The sequence below is a fragment of the Kribbella italica genome, assembly GCF_014205135.1.
GTDB lineage: Bacteria > Actinomycetota > Actinomycetes > Propionibacteriales > Kribbellaceae > Kribbella > Kribbella italica.
In genome coordinates this window covers 8609844-8627391 of sequence record NZ_JACHMY010000001.1, presented here as the reverse complement: position 1 = coordinate 8627391, position 17548 = coordinate 8609844, and the positions used below count along the sequence as shown (strand labels likewise).

The window sequence follows — 17548 nt, the reverse complement described above, 5'->3', positions numbered from 1 at the left end:
GGGGGGAGGGAGTGAGCGCGATGGAGTCGCTTCGGACATCGCTGAGTCAGCTGGCGGGACGGTTCCGCCGGCACCCCGCCGTGGCCGCTGATCCGTTCGAGACGCTGCGGCTGCAGACCCGGCTCGGCCATCTCGCCGCCGAGATCCAGCGGATCGAGACCGCGCCGCGGATCTACGCGCGGGCGCACCGGCTGATGGCGGTCGAGGCGGCGTACGACGCCCTGCTCGACGAGGCGTGCCGGTTGGCCGGCGTACCGGAGAAGGCGGAGCTGGAGCGCTGCGAGAACAACCGCTGGCGCGTGGAGCAGGAGCTGGCCTCCCGCGGCTGGTCCTGGTGACGCCGCACGCCGGACGGCGTGCGGGGGATCGCGAGGTGCGGACCGTACGGTAGGGGCGTGAGCACCTTCGGGCAGCGGTTGGACGCTGCGCAGCGGCGGCGGCGCCGGCTGGGGTTTCCGCTGGCTGTGATCTACAAGTTCTTCGACGACCAGGGCAGCTACCTCGCCGTCATCGTCACGTACTACGCGTTCGCGGCGATCTTCCCGATGCTGCTGATCTCCTCGTCGGTGCTCGGGTTCGTCCTGCAGGGGAACGAGGACCTGCAGAAGGCCGTGCTGGAGTCGGCGCTCAAGGAGTTCCCGATCGTGGGGACCCAGCTGGCGACGCCACAGGGCTTGCAGGGCAGTACGGCGGCGGTGATCGTCGGAACGCTGGCCGCCGTGTACGGCGTGATCGGGCTGGGGCAGGCCGTGCAGAACGCGGTCAACGTGACCTGGGGAGTCCCCCGGAACGGCCGGCCCAATCCCTTCCACGGACGGCTGCGGTCCGGGGCGCTGTTGTCGCTGGCGGGACTGACCGTGCTCAGCTTCGCCACGTTGACGGTCCTGGCCGGCAGTCAGATGTCCAGCGAGATCGTCAACGGGATGGGCTGGCTGGTGTCGATCGGCTCGGTGCTGGTGCTGACCGCGATGCTGACACTGTGCCTGCGGCCGGCGACCAAGGCCCGGCCGCAGTTCCGGAGGATTCTGCCGGGAGCCTTCTTCACCGCGGTCGGCTGGCACCTGCTCGAGCGGCTGGGTGGGATCTACGTCGAGCACGTGCTGGCCAAGGCGAGTGAGGTGAACGGCGTGTTCGCGCTGACGCTGGGCCTGATCGGGCTCATCTACGCCGCGTCGACGATCGCCGTGATCGGCGCCGAGCTGAACTCGGTGATCGAGCACCGGCTCTACCCGCGCTCGTTGCTGGCCCTGTTCAACGACTCGACCGCGGACCTGACGCCGGCCGACCACCGCGCGTACGCGATGTACGCCCAGGCGCAGCGGCACAAGGCCGCCGAGACGATCGAGGTCACCTTCGGGCCGCACGAACCCACGGACCGCGACTCCTGATCAGGCGGCGGGTTTCGTGGGCGGGTGGTCCGGCGGTTAGGGTCTGCCGGGTGTCCAGTTTTGATGTTGCCGCACCCGATCACGAACTGACCGATGGCGAGGACCGCGCGTGGCGGGAGGTGTCCGATGTCGGGATCGCCGTGGCGCGCACCGAGTGGGCGGGCGCTGCCCGGGAGCTGTTGCTGGGGGCCGCCAAGAAGTACCAGGGCCTGGTCCAGCACAAGGACGTCGCGGCCGGCGTCCAGGAACTGACGGGGATCCGGACCAAGCAGCCGACCCGGCAGTGGATGGGCGGCGTGCTGGCCGAGGTGTCGGCCGAGAGCCTGCGCCGCGGTGAGCCGATGCTGTCGGCCCTGTGCGTGAACACCGACGAGAGCGTGTTCGACGGGTACGCCGCGATCGTGGGCGCCGCGACCGGGACCACTCCCGCGGACGCCGACGTGCACGCCTCGCACGAGCGGCTCAACGTCTACCGTCACTTCGAGTCGGCCGGTCTGCCGTCCGACGGTGGCAGCCCGGTCATCCCGTCGAAGCTCAGCGCGGCGCGCGGCCGGGCGCGGAAGGCCGCGATCGCCGAGCGGCCGATCAACAAGTGCCCGAAGTGCAACCTGCAGACGCCGGCCAACGGGATCTGCGACACCTGCGACTGAGCTGCGCGAACGACGTGGGCAGAGGTTGTCGACGGCAAACGCTTGAGTCAGTTTCCGTTCGGCCGGAGGTCTGGCCGAGGGTGAGGTTGTGGGCTTAGCCTCACCTCAGGCGGGTGCCGCGGGGGTGTCTGCCGGTACGCCGGAACCCGGGGGGGTTCGGTCACAGACCTTGGGGGAAGCAGCGCCGTCGCGGCGTTGCCTTGGTCTGTCCTGTCTGCCCTTCCTCGGTGATGGCGTCGTCTGCCTTCACAGGAGGCCCACATGAGGTCCAGAGCCCGGACCCGCACGACCCGAGGTACTGCCATCGCCGGTCTGTCCGCCGGCCTGCTGGTCGCCGCCACGCTGCCCGCCCTGGGCGCGGAGGTCGCCGACCCCTCCCCCATCGTCCCCAACGGCAAGACCTGGACCGCGACGCCACTGACGGTCGCCGGCACGGTCCAGGGCGCGAAATCGCCGAGCGGTCAGCTCGCCAAGAGCGACCCGGCACTGCTCACCAGCACGTCGGCCAAGCAGGTCCGGGTCGTCGTCAAACTCGACTACGACTCGCTGTCGTCGTACCGCGGTGGACTCAAGGGTCTGCCGGGCACCAGCCCCGCGGTCACCGGCAAGCGACTCGAGCCCAAGAGCGCGAACTCGGCCAAGTACCTGAAGCACGTGACCGCGGTCGAGGACACCTTCCTCGCCGCGTTGCGCGACCGGGTCCCGAGCGCGCGGGCGGGACAGAAACTGCGCACCGTGTACGGCGGTGTCGCGCTGAGCGTCGAGGCGAACAAGGCCCGCGACCTGCTGAAGCTGCCCGGCGTGGCCGCGATCCAGCAGGACAACCCGCAGAAGCTGCTCACCGACTCCAGCGGCGCCTTCATCGGCGCCCCGACGATCTACAACCAGCTCGGCGGCTCCGCCACTGCGGGCAAGGGCGTGATCGTCGGCATCCTGGACAGCGGCGCCTGGCCCGAGCACCCGTCGTTCACCGACCCCGGCACCCTGCCGGCACCACCGGCGACCGTCGACGGCACACCACGCGTGTGCGACTTCGGCGACAACCCGCTGACGCCCGCGTCCGACGTGTACACCTGCAACCGCAAGCTGATCGGTGGGCAGCCGTTCCTCGACACCTACAACGCGGTGATCGGTGGCGACGTCTACCCCGACTCCGCGCGTGACTCCAACGGTCACGGGACGCACACGGCCACGACGTCGGCCGGCGGCCCGGTCGCGAACGCCAACGTGCTCGGCATCGACCGCGGCGCGGTCCTCGGCATCGCTCCGGCCTCGGCGGTGTCGGTCTACAAGGTCTGCGGCGCCGAGGGCTGCTTCCCGAGCGACTCGGCCGCGGCCGTCGGGCGGGCGATCCTGGACGGCGTCAAGGTGATCAACTTCTCGATCTCCGGCGGCAGCGACCCGTACAGCGACCCGGTCGAGCTCGCGTTCCTGGACGCGTACGCCGCGGGCGTGTTCGTCGCGGCCTCGGCCGGCAACTCGGGTCCGGGCGCGAACACCACCGACCACCGCAGCCCGTGGGTCACCACCGTCGCGGCGTCGACGCAGAGCCGGACCTTCCGGTCGGCGATCACGCTGACCGGCGACGGCGCGACCGCCTCGATCTCGGGCATCTCGATCACGGGTGGCGTCAGCACCCCGACGCGGGTCGTGCTCGCGTCCGCGCCGCCGTACAACAACGCGGCCTGTACGACGCCGGCGCCGCCGGGGATCTTCGTCAACAAGATCGTCGTCTGCCAGTTCACACCGGGCCGCGTGCTGAAGGGGTTCAACGTCCGGCAGGGCGGCGCGGCCGGCATGCTGATGTACAACGCCACCGCACCGTCGGACGTGTTCAGCGACAACCACTGGCTGCCGGCCGCTCAGCTCGAGAAGCCCGACGGCGACGCGCTGCTGGCCTTCCTCGCCGCGCACCCGGTCACCAACGCGACGTTCACGCAAGGCAACAAGACCACCTGGCAGGGCGATGTGATGACGTCGTTCTCGTCGCGTGGTCCCGGTGGCGACTTCCTCAAGCCCGACGTCACCGCGCCCGGCCTGCACATCCTGGCCGGACAGACGCCGACGCCGGAGTCCCCGGCCGAGGGACCGCCCGGGCAGCTGTACCAAGCGATCGCCGGTACGTCGATGTCGTCGCCGCACGTGGCCGGCGCGGCCGCGCTCGTCGCCGCGTTGCACCCGACGTGGACCGCGGGGCAGATCAAGTCCGCCCTCAGCACGACCGCCAAGACCACGGTCAAGAAGCCGGACCGGGTCACCCAGGCCGATCCGTTCGACTACGGCAGCGGCCGGATCGACCTCACCAAGGCCGGCGACCCCGGTCTGACGCTCGACGAGACCGCGGCCAACTACGCGGCCTCGGCGACCGACGCGCTGAACCGGATCGACCTCAACCTGCCGTCGGTGAACGCGCCGACGATGCCCGGCCTGATCACCGCCGAGCGGACGGTCAAGAACGTCACCAACCAGACGCTCACCTTCACCGCCGTCGGGACGACGGTCAGCGGTGCGAACGTCACCGTGCTGCCGCCGGTGTTCCAGGTCAAGCCCGGCAAGTCGCAGAAGCTGACGATCGCCATCACCGCGGCCGACCTGCCCGACGGCCAGTACTTCGGCCAGGTCAACCTCAAGCAGGTCGGCGGCAGCCGGGCCCTGCACCTGCCGGTCGCGTTCTTCCGCCAGGAAGGCGTCGTACCGGTCGACCAGACCTGTACGCCGTCGACGATCGCGCGCAACACCGGCGCGTCGACCTGCACCGTCACCGTGCAGAACAACAGCCTGCAGAGCACGTCGGTGACGGCCGCCAGCACCCTGAGCTCGCAACTGCGGCTGAACAGCGTCACCGGCGCGACCAAGATCGGCACCCAGATCGCGACCAAGACCGCGACGCTTGCCGGGCGCCAGCCCGACCGGCCGGTGATCGCACCGGGATCGTTGTTCGGGTACATCCCGCTCGACTCGTTCACCACCCCGACCCCGATCGGGGACGAACAGGCGCTGAACTTCAACGTTCCGGCCTTCCAGTTCGCCGGGCAGACCTACACCCAGCTCGGTGTGACCTCGAACGGGTACTCGGTCGCCGGTGGGACGTCGTCCAGCGAGGACATCCAGTTCACCCCGCAGAACCTGCCCGATCCGGCGCGTCCGAACAACGTGCTGGCGTCGTACTGGACCGACCTGGACGGGACCGGTGCTCCGGGCGTCTTCGCGGCCACTCTGACCGACGGGGTGGGCACGTGGATCGTCGTGGAGTGGCGGGTGAACCTGTTCGGCACCACGACCCAGAAGGTGTTCCAGCAGTGGATCGGTGTCAACGGCACCGAGGACATCACCTACAACTACAACGGTCAGCTCGGTGACCCACCGGCCGGCTACGGCCTGACCGTCGGCGCCGAGAACTTCGACGGGACCGCCGGCAGCCAGATCACCGGTCCGCCGACGGAGGACTACCGGGTCACCTCGACGCCGGGTGCGCCGGGCGGTTCGATGACGTACTCGATGAACGTCAAGGGTGTGCAGAAGGGCACCGGGTCGGTGACGACCGGGACCTCGACGCCACTCGTCAAGGGCCTCACGATCGAGGTCGACAAGATCGTCGTCAACTAGCAACGCTGCGGCCGGGCCGGATCCCTCACGGGGTCCGGCCCGGTTGTTCGTGGCCTGTGGACGACGCTCGGCAGACAAGCCCGTCCGGCGGCTACTGTCGGGGACATGAGCGAACTCGTGGTGGACGCCCCGATCGTGGCCGTCGTCGTGTATCCCGACCGCGCCCGGGTCACCCGGCGCGGCCGGATCACCGCGCCCGCCGGTGACCAGACGGTGTACGTCGAGTCGTTGCCGCTCGGTCTGCAGGAGGACTCCGTCCGGGTCTCCGGGCGCGGGCCGGCGACAGTGCTCGGCGTGGACGTGGCAGTGCGGCATCATCCGCAGGCGCCCGACGAAGCCATCGCGGAATTGGAACGTGCGCGCCGCGAGGCTCTGGCTCTCGTGGAGGAGCTGGCCGACGCCGACGAGGTGCAGGCGCAGCTCGACGTGTTCCTGGCGCAGTTGGGGCGGCGGGCCGGGGGCTCGTTCGCGCGGACGCTGGCCGGCGGTCACTCGGGCGTCGACCTGGGCGAGTTCACCGAGTCGCTGGCCGGGCGGCTGTCCGCCGTGCGGTCTCGGCGGCGGCAGTTGGCCACGGAGAGGCGCGAGGCCGAGGAGCGCCTCGCGGCGGCCGATCGTCGGCTCGCCGCGGTCTCGGAGCAACGCGCGCCCGACCGCCTCGCGGCCGCGATCGCGTTGGCGCTGGACGCCGAGGCGGAGGTCGAGGTGGAGCTTTCGTACGTCGTCCCGGGTGCCGGATGGACGAGTTCGTACGACGTACGGCTGTCAGGTGACCGGTTGACGTTGAGCTGGTTCGGGCTGATCACCCAGCACACGGGTGAGGACTGGCCCGAGTGCGACCTGACGTTGTCGACGGCGCGGCCGATGGTGAGCGCGAAGGTGCCCGAGCTCGATCCTTGGTACCTGGATCGCTATCATCCGCCGGTCCCTGTGGCGGCGGCTCCTGCTGGTGGTATGCGTCAGGCGGCGGCGCGGCAGGCGTCGTTCGGTGCCGCCGAAGCCGTGTCCGCGGCTCCTGCCTTCGCCGATCTCGGTGCGACCGTCGAGCAGGGCGTCACCGCGGCGACCTACACGCCGCCGCGACCGGTCGCCGTCCCCGCGGACGGCGCCTCGCACCGGGCGACGATCGCGTCCGTCGACCTCGACACCGAGCTCGACTACATCACCGCGCCGGTGCGATCGGCCGACGTCCACCTGCGCGCCACGGTCGTGAACTCGTCGCAGCACACGCTGCCCGCCGGGCGGGCCGCCGTCTTCCACGAGGCGGACTTCGTCGGCTCGACCGCGCTGCCGCTGTGGGCCCCCGGCGAGGACGTCGAGCTCGCCCTCGGCCTGGACGACCGCATCCGCGTCGAGCGCAAGCTGGTCCGCCGTACCGCCGGCAAGGCGACGCTCGGATCGACGCGCCGGCGCGAGGTCGAGTACGCGACGACGATCGAGAACCACACGCCCCGCGCCGCCCGCGTCACGGTCCTCGACCAGCTACCGGTCGCCCGCGACCACGAGATCGCCGTCAAACCGACCACCGCCAGTCCCGACCCCACCGAAACCACCGATCTCGGCGTCATCACCTGGAAGCTCGACCTCGCCGCGGGCGCCGAGACCACGATCCAGCTCGGCTTCCGCGTCGAAACCGCCAAGTCCGTCGACCTCACCGGCTGGCGCGAGTAGCCCTGCCGTTCGCAATCGTTCTCGAGGAGGAGCCTGCATGTTGCCCTGGCGTGCCGAACTGGCCGGACGGTTCGAGGAGTCGTCGTTCGAGAGTGAGTTGCTGCGCGGGAATCCGCTCGGCGATCCGCACGTGCGGCCGGTGCTCGTGTACCTGCCGCCGGGGTACGACGACGCGGGTGAGCAGAGATACCCGAGCATCTACGTGGCCTTGGGGTATACCGGGCACCTGGGGATGTCGTTCAACCGGACGCCGTTCCGGCAGCCGTACCCCGAGTTGCTGGACGCGCTGTTCGCGGCCGGCGACGTACCGCCGGCGATCGTGGTGTTCGTCGACGCGTGGACGAAGTACGGCGGCTCGCAGTACCTGGACTCGCCGGGCACCGGTCAGTACCACTCGTACCTGTGCGACGAGCTCGTCCCGTGGGTCGACGCGAAGTACCGCACGATCGCCGATCGCGACCACCGCGCGATCACCGGCAAGTCGAGCGGCGGCTACGCCGCGATGGTGACGCCGTTGCTGCGGCCCGATGTCTTCGGCGCCCTGGCGACGCATGCCGGGGATGCGGCGTTCGAGGTCTGCTACCGGCCCGAGTTCCCGGTCCGGGCCAAGCAGTTGCGCGACCGGTACGACGGCTCGTACGCGAAGTTCTTCGCCGACGCCGAGGAGCGCGCGGGCCGGACGACGGACGAGGACCTCCACCTGATGGAGATCTACGGCTACGCCTCGGCGTACTCGGCCGAACCGGACGGCACCGTCCTGCTCCCCTTCGACGACCTCGGCGAGGTGATCCCGGCGGTCTGGGACCGCTGGCTCGCGATGGACCCGGTCGCGATGCTCAGGCAACCCCAGTACGCCGACGCGCTGCGATCCCTCCGCGCGGTCTGGATCGATGCCGGGAGACAAGACGAGTACCACCTGGACCTCGGCGCCACCGCCTTCCACCGCGCGGCTCAGGACCTCGGCGGCCCACAGTTCCACTTCGAACTCTTCGAAGGCACCCACGGCGGCATCGAGTACCGCTATCCGATGGCCGTCCGCTGGCTGTGCGAGCAGCTGACTCCCTAGAGATCCCGGCAGGATGAGCTTGGTCGGGGCAGGGCGGGCGCCTAGCGTGGGGTGATGACTGAACCCGAGGTGTACGGCGAGAGTGGGCCGGTAGTTCTGGTGCTGCCGGGTGGAGCCGAGGGCGCGGAGGGGTTCTTTCCTGGGCTTGTCGAAGGGCTGCTCGACGACCCCGGGTGCCGAGTGGTGGTGCACGACCGGCCGGGGACCGGGTCATCTGTTGCTGGAGGCAACCTCACGACAGCGGCGAGGGATCTGCATCGGGTGACCCAGCAGTTCGGGCCCGTGGTTGTGGTGGGGCAGAGTCTCGGGGGTGCGGTGGCGACCCTGTTTGCGCGGGATCATCCGGAAGACGTGGCGGGTTTGGTGCTGGTGGACTCGACGCCGTTGATCGATCCGGTGCTGAGCCGCCGGGTGGAACTGGTGGCCCGGGCGACCGGGTTCTTGGGGCGGGTGCCGATCGTGCGGGACGGGCTCGCGGGGCTGATGCGGCGATCGTTGGAGAAGACCGCGGCGGATCCGAAACTCCGGCCGGACTGCGCCGAGGCCTTTCGGGCGACCGAGCTGGATTTCGCGAAGCTGGAAAGGGCAGTACGAGGATTGGGGGCGTTGTCGGAAGGGTTCGACCCGGCCGACCTGCCGAAGGTGCCGGCTGTGGTGATCACGGCCGACCGGAAGGCGACCTCGGCGATTCGGCGGAGCCATGAGCGGCTGGCGGAGGCGCTGGGCGCGGAGCTGGTGAGCTGGCCCGGGGCGACGCACTCGGCTCACCTCACGCATCCGGACGAGGTGCTGGCGGTGACGCGTGAGGTGGTTCGGCAGACGCTGGGCTGATCAGGGTTTGTCGTTGATGGCGACGAGGTTGTGGCCGCGCATGGTGTAGAGGATGCCCTGCTCGTCGCGGTTGACGTGGCAGCCGCTGTACCAGGCGCCGTTGAGGTTCGGGGCCACCACCGTCATGGCGAAGGTCCTGGGGTCGAAGCGCATCAACGTGGTGTCGGAGGCGGCGTAGATGCGGCCCCGGTTGAGGAGCATCGCGGACCACTGCGGGCAGACCGGTCGGTGGTCGGCGGTGTGGATCAGCTCGCGACGGGTCAGGTCGATGACGAAGAAGCCGCCCTTCAACGCCATGCCGTACAGGTACTTGCCGTGCACGGCCAGCGATCCGATGCCGTACGGGCGGCCGGACTCCACGCGCCAGAGTTCCCGGCCCCGGGTGGGGTCGAAGGCGACGACCGTGCCGCGGGCGCCGGTGGCCTGGGCGTTGTCGCCGCCCAGGTAGGCGATGCCGTCGCGGGTGGCGACCGCTCGGACGAGCTGGACGTCGTCGATCGGGTTGGCGAAAGCGGTCTTGCGCGACCTCGCCGGATCGTAGGTCCAGAGGGCTCCGCCGCCTTCGGTGTCGGACTGTACGGCGACCAGCAGGCGCCGGCCTACCGGGTCCCAGCAGGTGTCGAGCGGGCGGTTCTGGCCGCCGGGGAAGGAAACGGCCTGGCGCGGCGGACGGCCGTCGGCGGGGTTGTACTTCCAGATGCCCTGCGAGCTGTACTGACCCGTGTAGAGGATGCCGTTGACGACCTCGGCGTCCTTCGCCTCGCCGGGCGCTCTCAGGTACTGCGGTTTGCCACCGCGCAGCGAGTGCCGCGCGATCGTGCCGTTGCCGCCGACGTACACGGAGCCGCAGCCGGCGGCGATGCCCATCACCGTCTGGGGATCGGCTTGGGCGCCGGCGGCCACGAGATCCGTGACGACGGACGTCCCCGTGGCCGGGTCGACCTCGGCGACGAAGCCGTAGCCGGAGACGACGAGGAGCTTGCCGGCGCGGAAGCCGACACCCCAGACCTCGCCGAGCGACGGGCCGTCGTACGGGACCGCGGTCACGGCGGCGGTGGACAGCGAGACGGACTCCAGGCCCGACTCGGCGGAGTAGTAGACCGCGTCGCCATCGGGGGCGTACATCTTGGTGATCTCGCCGTCGAGCGTGGCCAGCGCGTACTTCGAGAGGTCCGCGAGGTCCATCAGCGCGATCTTGGCCGGCGCGGGGCCGCCCGCCGTACCGGCCACCAGGCGGTCGCCGACGACCGCGAGGTCGCGCATGCTCGAGTCGACGAGCATCTCGCGTGGGGTCACGTTCGCGAAGGTCCCGGCGGCGCGGTCGTAGGCGAACAGGCTGGCCCGGCTCGTCGTTCCGCCGCCGCCCAAGGTGCTGCCCGCACCGAAGAACACCGTCGTCGACGTGGCCGCGACCGCGCGGGCGAGTGTTGACGCGGGGTCCGGTACGCCGAGGTTCGCCACGGCACCGGTCGCCGGGTCGAACTGCCACAAGGCCGGCGCCGTCGAGCTGCCGCCACCGACCGCGAAGACCACGCCGTCCGGCGCTACTGTCAGGTCGCGTACGTCCCGATCGCCGATCCGCCCGATCGCGACGGCCGGTTGGTCGGGCGTGGAGAGGTCCCAGCGGTGCAGGTTCGGCTGGGGGCCGCCGGACTTCTGCAGGACTCCGGCGTACAGGTAGCGGCCGGTGGGATCGGCGGCCAGTGCCTGGATGCTGTACCCGGTCGTCAGGTCCGCGCGGCCGATCACCGTGCGGGTCGGGACGTGGTAGGCCACGACGCGACAGGGCGAGACGTTGCGCGTGCCGATGTAGACGACGTCACCCACGACGATCGCGCTCATCAACGCGAACTGGACGACCGCCGGCCCGAGGTCGGTGATGGTTGTACGCGTTGTCGCGGCGGCGGCCGGGCGAGCGAGTGCGCCGGTGATTCCGGCGGCGGCCGCTGCTTGGAGCAGTGTCCGGCGGTGCAGGTTCGTCATGAGCCTCTCCTTGTTGCGCAGCGTCCTTATCGAATGACATCATTTGATGTCATTCGATGCGTGTCAACAGGTCGCGCTGCTCTGCCGCACTGGGAGAGGCTTCGGCAAATGATATCGTTTCGTCCATGAATGCGGACGAACGGCATCGCGCCGTCCTCGAGCTCGTCGACACCAAGGGCTCGATCACCGTGCGCGAGCTGGCCGAAGAGCTCGGCGTCGCCGCCGTCACCGCCCGGGTCGATGTCCGCGAGCTCGCCCGCCGCGGCCTGCTCAACCGCGTCCACGGCGGCGCCACGCGCGTCGACGTCCGTACCTCACCGACGACCGGCGAGCGTCCCGCTCGTACGACGACCTACACCCTCGGCATGGTCGTGCCGCACGCGTCGTACTACTACCCCAAGGTCGTCAGCGGCGCGGGCAGCAGTGCCGACGAGCTCGGCGCGCGGATCGTCCTCGGTGTCTCCCAGAACGACGTCGCCGAAGAGCGCGTCCAGGTCGCGCGCCTGCTCGAGTCCGGCGTCGACGGACTGGTGATCGCGACCAGGCTCGACCCGCAGAAGTCACCCGAGACCGAGGCCTGGCTCCGCACGATCCCCGTGCCCGTCGTCCTGGCCGAGCGCCGCGCCGGCTGGCAGTCGGGGACGGTCGAGCACGTCGCCACCGATCACGAGCAGGGCGCGTACGACGCGGTGCAGCACCTCGCCGCCCTCGGCCACCGGCACATCGGCCTGATGCACTTCGACACCATCACCGCTCCCCGGCTCGTCACCGGCTACGACGCCGCGCTGGCGGCGCTGGAGTTCGCACCCCAGGTCCCCCGCGAACTACGCGACGAAAGCCCACTGGAACTGGAGAAGACCGCCGAGTCCATCCAGCACGAGGTCCGCGCGGGAACCCTCGACGCACTGATCGTGCACCACGACGTCGCCGCACTCCCCCTGGTGAGCCGCCTACGGCAGCTCGGCGTCGACATCCCCGGCGACCTCGCGATCGTTGCCTACGACGACGAACTCGCCGCCCTGTCCGACCCCCCGCTGACCGCAGTAGCACCCCCTCGAACCGAGGTCGGCGCAACCGCGGTCAACCTCCTCGTCCAGCGCCTGACCGATCCGTCCCGCCCACCCCACCACCTGCTCCTACGCCCCCACCTCCGCATCCGCAACAGCTGCGGCGCCACACGCACCTGAGAGCACACGTCCGTGCGCCCGGCCGCCCGGGCCTGGGGTTGGGCCAGGCTGGGAGACGGCCTCCCTGGCCTGAGTGCTATACCGCATCACACCGCGTCGGGGGCGCGCCTGGCGGGCGGGCCGGGGGCCGGGTCGCCCCGCCCCCGGCCAGACCGCGCCGGACGACCCGCCGCACCACCTGCTGCTACGCCCGGGGCGGGCCGGGCTCGCGAGGCTGGTCGGCATCGGCCTTCGTGATGCTCATCTCCTCGTTGTCGGGAATGCGGTTCGGGCGGATCCGTCTGCTGGGATCGAGGTTTCCCGGGGTGGTGGGGCGGCGATGATGGTGGCGGACTTCATCGGCTGGGGCTGTCGGGTTCGGGCGGCCTCCTGGGTAGGAGGGTGACGGTATGGCGTCCGGTGGCTGGTCGTTCGAGGATGATCGTGGGGAGAGCGTCGAGGTCGCCGAGCGGCCGCGGCGGGTGCTGGCTTACGGGCAGGCCGCGCAGACGTTGGCGCGGCTCGGGGTTCCGGTGGTCGGGTACTTCGGGTCGCAGCATCAGGCGGACAGCGGGACGGCCGCGGTGGCCGGGCTGGATGTGCCGAGCGTCGGGGCCGGGGACGCCGTCGACCAGGAGCTGGTCGACTCGTTGCAGCCCGATCTCGTGGTCGGCGTGACCTACGCGGGTGAGGTGTACGGCGTCTCCGAGGCGGTGGCCGGCAAGCTCGCCGAGATCGCACCGATCCTGCTGATCCGGATCGCCGGGGAGCCGGACCTCAAGGACGTCATCGGGCGCTTCCACGCGTTGGCCGAGGCGCTCGGCGGGACGGCCGAGGACAGCGAGCAGCAACTGTCCGACGCCCTCGCCCGACTCACCAGCGCGGCGGACGGCGTACAGGTGCTCGCGTTCTCCGGCGGTACGCCGACCGACGCGTACGTCGCCAATCCGGCGTACTGGCCGACTCTTCGGCTGCTGGCCGATGCAGGGGTCACGTTCGCGCCGACCAGCGCGAAGGGCGGGTGGGAGGTCGTGCAGTGGACCGACCTGGGCAGCAGTCATCCGGCCGGCATCTACCTGTACGACCAGCGGCCCAACTCGCTCGGCGCGGAGCAGCTCGCGGAGATCCCTGCCTGGTCCGAGCTCCCGGCCGTTGCCGCCGGCCACGTGCTCGCCTGGAATCCGGAGCCTCCACTCACCTTCGAAGCCGCGGCAGCCTCCGCCGACACGCTGGCGGCCGCGATCGCCCAGCAGCAGACCGGCTAGCCGCGACGACCTCAACCGGCCGCTCCTCCGCACGCCGCCCGGTGACCGCCTTCGACGGCTACGCTCCAGGTTCTGGTGAGAGCGGATGCGGGAGGCGTGGTGGATCGGTCTCGCGTGGCGTTGGGAATCCTGGGACCGTTGCGGGTTCAGGTGGACGGTACGACGGCGGGCAAGCTGCGGCCGGCGGTTCGGAACGTGCTCGGGGCCTTGCTGCTGCATCCCGGCGAGGCCCTGGGTGCCGGGCGCCTGGCCGAGGTGGGCTGGGGGCCGGCCGGGTGCTCCAGCGGCGCGTTGCAGATGACGGTGACGCGGTTGCGGGACTGGCTCGAGAAGCAATGCGGGCCCACGGCAACTGTCAGCTGGGACGGGCAGGGCTACCGGCTCGACGTACCGGACTCGGACAACGACTTCCAGGAGTTCCAGCGTCTCGCGGCAGCCCCGAGGGCATCCGATCCTGAGGCACGCGCCCGGGCGTTGCAGGAGACTCTCGAGCTGTGGCGCGGTCCGCTCTTCGCCGACGGCCCCGAGTGGATCCGCACCGATCCCCTCGTGCGCCGGTGGGAGGACTCGCGGATCAGTCTCGTGCTCGAGTTCGCCGATGCGGCGCTCGAGTCCGGGAAGCCGGAGCTTGCGCTGACCCACCTGGAGCCGCTGGCGGCCGAGCTGCCGTACGACGAACGCGTGCACGCCCGCCTGATGACCGTCCTGCTCGCCTCCGACCGGCGGGCGGAGGCCTTGCTCCGCTACGAGGACGTCCGCCGACGGCTGGCCGACGAACTCGGCGTCGGACCCGGTACGGCGCTCGGCGAGGTGCACGCCCAACTCCTGAAGGAGCCGCGCGTCCCCAGAGGACCGCACGAACCGGCGAAGTCCGCGGAGTTGGTGATCGGCAGCCTCGAAGCGATCATCACGCTGCCCGAGATCCGCGCGCTGCTCGCCGCGACGCGGCTCGAGCACCCGGAGATCACGATCAAGGTCCGCCACCTCGACTTCGTCGAGCAGGTCACCGCGCTGCCGCAGGGCCAGGCCGACGTCGTCGTGGTCTTCCTGCCCGTACCGGCCGGCGTCGAGGTCGAGCCCCTCGGCACCGGAACCCGCTCGGTGGTCGTCAACAACGCGCACGAGCTGGCCGCCCTGGACCATCTCACCCTCGCCGGCATGGCCGGCCACCGCGTCGTCAGCCTGTCCCCGAAGGTGCACGAGGAGTGGCGCAGCTTCTGGGCCGTCGATCCCCGCCCGGACGGGACCCGGGTCAATTTCACCGACGATGAGGTGACGAACCTCGAGGAACTCTTCTCGGCCGTTGCCCTAGGCCCCGACATCACCATCGTCCCGAGCGCCTGCCGCGAGCTGTACCCGCGCCCCGACCTCACCTACATCGAGGTCCTCGACATGGAGCCCATCGTCGTCGCCCTCGCCTGGCTCCCCGGCCCCGAACGCCCCGCTCTGAACGCCCTGGTCGACCAAGCCCGCAGGATGCGCGGGGCTTAACCCAGCTGTAGCACCACGGGTGGGCTGAGCAGGCCGGAGTGCAGGAAGTCGGCGGCGTGCTCGATGTCCTGCAGGGCGAAGCGGTTGCCGTACTCGGCGGTGACGGACTCCACCAGCGGCGCGAGGTGTTCATCGCCGGCCAGGGCGTTCGCGCCCGTGTTGTGGACGACGACGCGCAAGGTGTTCCGGCCGGCTCGGGCGGCCTCAGTCACCTCCACCCGGTACGGCGGCGCCCACAGGCTGCCGCAGCGAACGTCGTTGAGCCAGACCTCGGCGGCTGCCCCGACAGGCGGGACCAAGCGGGCATGGAACGAGTTCGACGGCAGGTACTCCTCGGAGTCGGCCACCTCGCCCGGACCGAAGTCCAGGAAAGTCCGCGCGGCCTCAGGCAGGTCGACCTCCGTCAGGTAGGAAGCCGATCCCGAGTACGTCGGCCGGCGATCCTCCCACCGGTCCGGCAGCTCGACCGGCTCCGGACCGTCGCCGAAGTCCACCCGCCACGGTCCTGCGACCGGACCCAGGACCTCGGGTTCAGCCGCGGACTCGGCCTCGGCGTCGACTGGCACCAGCACGACAGCTTCGTACGGATGCAACGTCACGTCCTGGCCGACGACCGTCGTCGCGCCGGTGGCGGCATCCCAACGCTCGAAGGCGGATGAGACCTCGAAGCGAAAGCTGCGCGCCTGGGGGCCGGTGTTCGCCAGGAAGTACACGTCACCGTCGTCGAGCCGCCGATGCACGATCCCGACGTCCTGCACCCAAGGCTCCGGCAACCGCCGAGCCAACTGCTCCAAGTCGGTCACCACCTCAGCGGCGTCCAGCCACTCCTGAGTCCGCGCGGGAACGATCGCCCCGTCCGGTACGACGACCAGCCCGCCCGGCTCCAGTACGTCGACCGCGTCGTCGTCGACCAGGTCGAAGTCCAGCCCCGACTCGCGAATCACCCGCGGAATCTCCTCACCGATCCGGTCTCGCACGGCCCGGTACAGGTTCACCGAACCCCGCGCGGCGGCGTACACGTCGGACGCCGGCACGTACACCTTGACCGTCCGGACCGGTGTCCCCTGCTGCAGCAACCAGGACAGCCGGTGCAACGACCCGAACAGCTCCCGCGCGACCGGCCACCACGGATTGCGGTCGTCCAACGCCCCGGCGGCGTAGAAGATCCAGCCGACCCCGGGACCACCCGACGGCGAGTACGGCCAGCCGTGGCCGATCAACTGGTTCACTCCCGACAGGAAGTGCTCGTGCGCCTCGCCCTGGAGATCGAGCGGTGTCGCGCGGAACGACGGCGAGTGCACCCACGTCCACACCTCGGCCGACACGACCTGCTGCCCGTACGCCGCCGCGGCCGACGCCGCCCACCGCGTCTCCGGCAGGCGCGTCCAGCCCCAGCCCTCGCCCTCGAACAGGTCGGCGTGCCGATAGCTGCTCACCGTCGCGCCCGGTTCGCCGTAGCTCTGGATCCGGAACGGCACGCCGTGCCCGGCCGCCCAGCGCTGGAAGACCGCCACGAAGTTCTGCTCGTACAACTCCGCCAGCGTCCGCTGGACGTCGATCCGCACCTGCGCCGACCCGGCCGTGTCGACCAGCAACCCGGACAGCAACGACCGCAGCGCATAACCCCGTCTCGCCGCGAACTCCTCCACCAGGCGAGGCGTCCAGTCCGCGTCGTAGACCTCGACGCTGTCGCAGAACACCGACCCGACCAGCTCCGGCCCGGCCGCCCGCAGCAACGGAGCGGCGACCGCCGCGATGTGCTGCTCCGCCGCCGCCTCGGAGTAGTGGTCGAGCACCGGCCCCTCGGCGCCCGCCGCGGCCCGCTTCACGTTCTGACCGGTCAACCGCGAGGTCGCGATCAGCACCTCCCGCGGCCCCTGGCCCGCCGGCACGTGAATCGTCCCGTCGCTCACCACGAGTTCCTCGTACGCCGTCGGCGCGGCTCCCTCGCCGACGAACGCGGCGACGAACTCGTCCCCCGGCCAGGCCTCGACCACCGGTACGTCGTACGCCGCAGCGCCGATCTCCCGCCGGTCCCAGCTCAGCCCGCGCGCGGCGTGCTCCGGCCCGATGTGCCCACCGCCGTACGACCAGCCGCTGCCCAGCGTCAGATCGAAGCGCAGCCCGAGGTCACGCGCGGTCCGCGCGGCGAACCCCAGATCCTTGAGGAACTCGTCCGAGCCGAACCGCGCGGTCGGCGGGCCCATCGGGTAGACGAAGGCGACCTCGACCCCGCCCAGCCCGGCCGCGGCCATCGCGCGCAGCTGCCGTTCGAGCTCGGGCCGTTCGACCGAGGGGCCGAACCACCACCACCGCATCATCGGCCGGCCCTCCGCTGGCGGGGTCCGGAACTGGCGTCGTACGTCGTCCAGGGTCGCCATCGAGTCGGCCTTCCCAGTCGCCCACGGTGCTCGTACTCCCACCCCATCCC

At 70.8% G+C, this 17548-nt stretch carries 12 protein-coding genes; 10 read left to right on the top strand and 2 right to left on the bottom strand.

All coding sequences use genetic code 11. From position 1 onward, the window contains the following. Positions 1-20: 20 nt before the first annotated feature. From HDA39_RS40510 to HDA39_RS40480, 7 genes are all read left to right on the top strand, one after another. The gene (locus HDA39_RS40510) at positions 21-338 is read left to right on the top strand and encodes a hypothetical protein (RefSeq protein WP_202893273.1); all 318 of its coding nucleotides are present in this window, start codon (positions 21-23) and stop codon (positions 336-338) included. A 57-nt stretch (positions 339-395) separates the two neighbouring features. After that, on the top strand, positions 396-1388 hold the full coding sequence (locus tag HDA39_RS40505; RefSeq protein ID WP_184804735.1) for a YhjD/YihY/BrkB family envelope integrity protein: 993 nt from the start codon (positions 396-398) through the stop codon (positions 1386-1388). A 50-nt stretch (positions 1389-1438) separates the two neighbouring features. Next, positions 1439-2038, top strand: a complete 600-nt coding sequence (locus HDA39_RS40500) for a hypothetical protein (protein ID WP_184804733.1) — start codon at positions 1439-1441, stop codon at positions 2036-2038. 261 nt (positions 2039-2299) lie between these two features. Continuing rightward, positions 2300-5644, top strand: coding sequence for a S8 family serine peptidase (locus HDA39_RS43585; protein ID WP_202893272.1), 3345 nt, complete (start codon positions 2300-2302; stop codon positions 5642-5644). A gap of 105 nt (positions 5645-5749) precedes the next feature. After that, positions 5750-7315 (top strand): DUF4139 domain-containing protein, encoded by a 1566-nt coding sequence (locus tag HDA39_RS40490; protein WP_184804731.1) that lies wholly within the window; start codon positions 5750-5752, stop codon positions 7313-7315. Between the two features lie 37 nt (positions 7316-7352). Then, entirely contained in the window at positions 7353-8381 is a 1029-nt protein-coding gene (locus HDA39_RS40485; RefSeq protein ID WP_184804729.1) for an alpha/beta hydrolase, read from the top strand. A 54-nt stretch (positions 8382-8435) separates the two neighbouring features. Further along, on the top strand, positions 8436-9212 hold the full coding sequence (locus HDA39_RS40480; protein ID WP_184804727.1) for an alpha/beta fold hydrolase: 777 nt from the start codon (positions 8436-8438) through the stop codon (positions 9210-9212). On the opposite strand, the gene HDA39_RS40475 is transcribed toward HDA39_RS40480, so the two are convergent. Then, on the bottom strand, positions 9213-11195 hold the full coding sequence (locus HDA39_RS40475; RefSeq protein ID WP_184804725.1) for an outer membrane protein assembly factor BamB family protein: 1983 nt from the start codon (positions 11193-11195) through the stop codon (positions 9213-9215). It lies immediately after the preceding gene. A 125-nt stretch (positions 11196-11320) separates the two neighbouring features. Between HDA39_RS40475 and HDA39_RS40470 the strand changes: the two genes are divergently transcribed. The 3 genes from HDA39_RS40470 to HDA39_RS40460 all read left to right on the top strand — a co-directional run bounded on the left by HDA39_RS40470 (position 11321) and on the right by HDA39_RS40460 (position 15117). After that, on the top strand, positions 11321-12382 hold the full coding sequence (locus HDA39_RS40470) for a LacI family DNA-binding transcriptional regulator (RefSeq protein ID WP_184804723.1): 1062 nt from the start codon (positions 11321-11323) through the stop codon (positions 12380-12382). A 389-nt stretch (positions 12383-12771) separates the two neighbouring features. Further along, positions 12772-13626: an ABC transporter substrate-binding protein gene (locus tag HDA39_RS40465; RefSeq protein WP_184804721.1), complete on the top strand. Its 855-nt coding sequence runs from the start codon at positions 12772-12774 to the stop codon at positions 13624-13626. Between the two features lie 138 nt (positions 13627-13764). Next, positions 13765-15117, top strand: coding sequence for a BTAD domain-containing putative transcriptional regulator (locus HDA39_RS40460; protein WP_184804718.1), 1353 nt, complete (start codon positions 13765-13767; stop codon positions 15115-15117). Here HDA39_RS40460 and HDA39_RS40455 read toward each other — a convergent pair. Continuing rightward, positions 15114-17498 (bottom strand): glycosyl hydrolase, encoded by a 2385-nt coding sequence (locus HDA39_RS40455; protein WP_184804715.1) that lies wholly within the window; start codon positions 17496-17498, stop codon positions 15114-15116. The genes HDA39_RS40460 and HDA39_RS40455 overlap by 4 nt on opposite strands. Positions 17499-17548 lie beyond the last annotated feature (50 nt).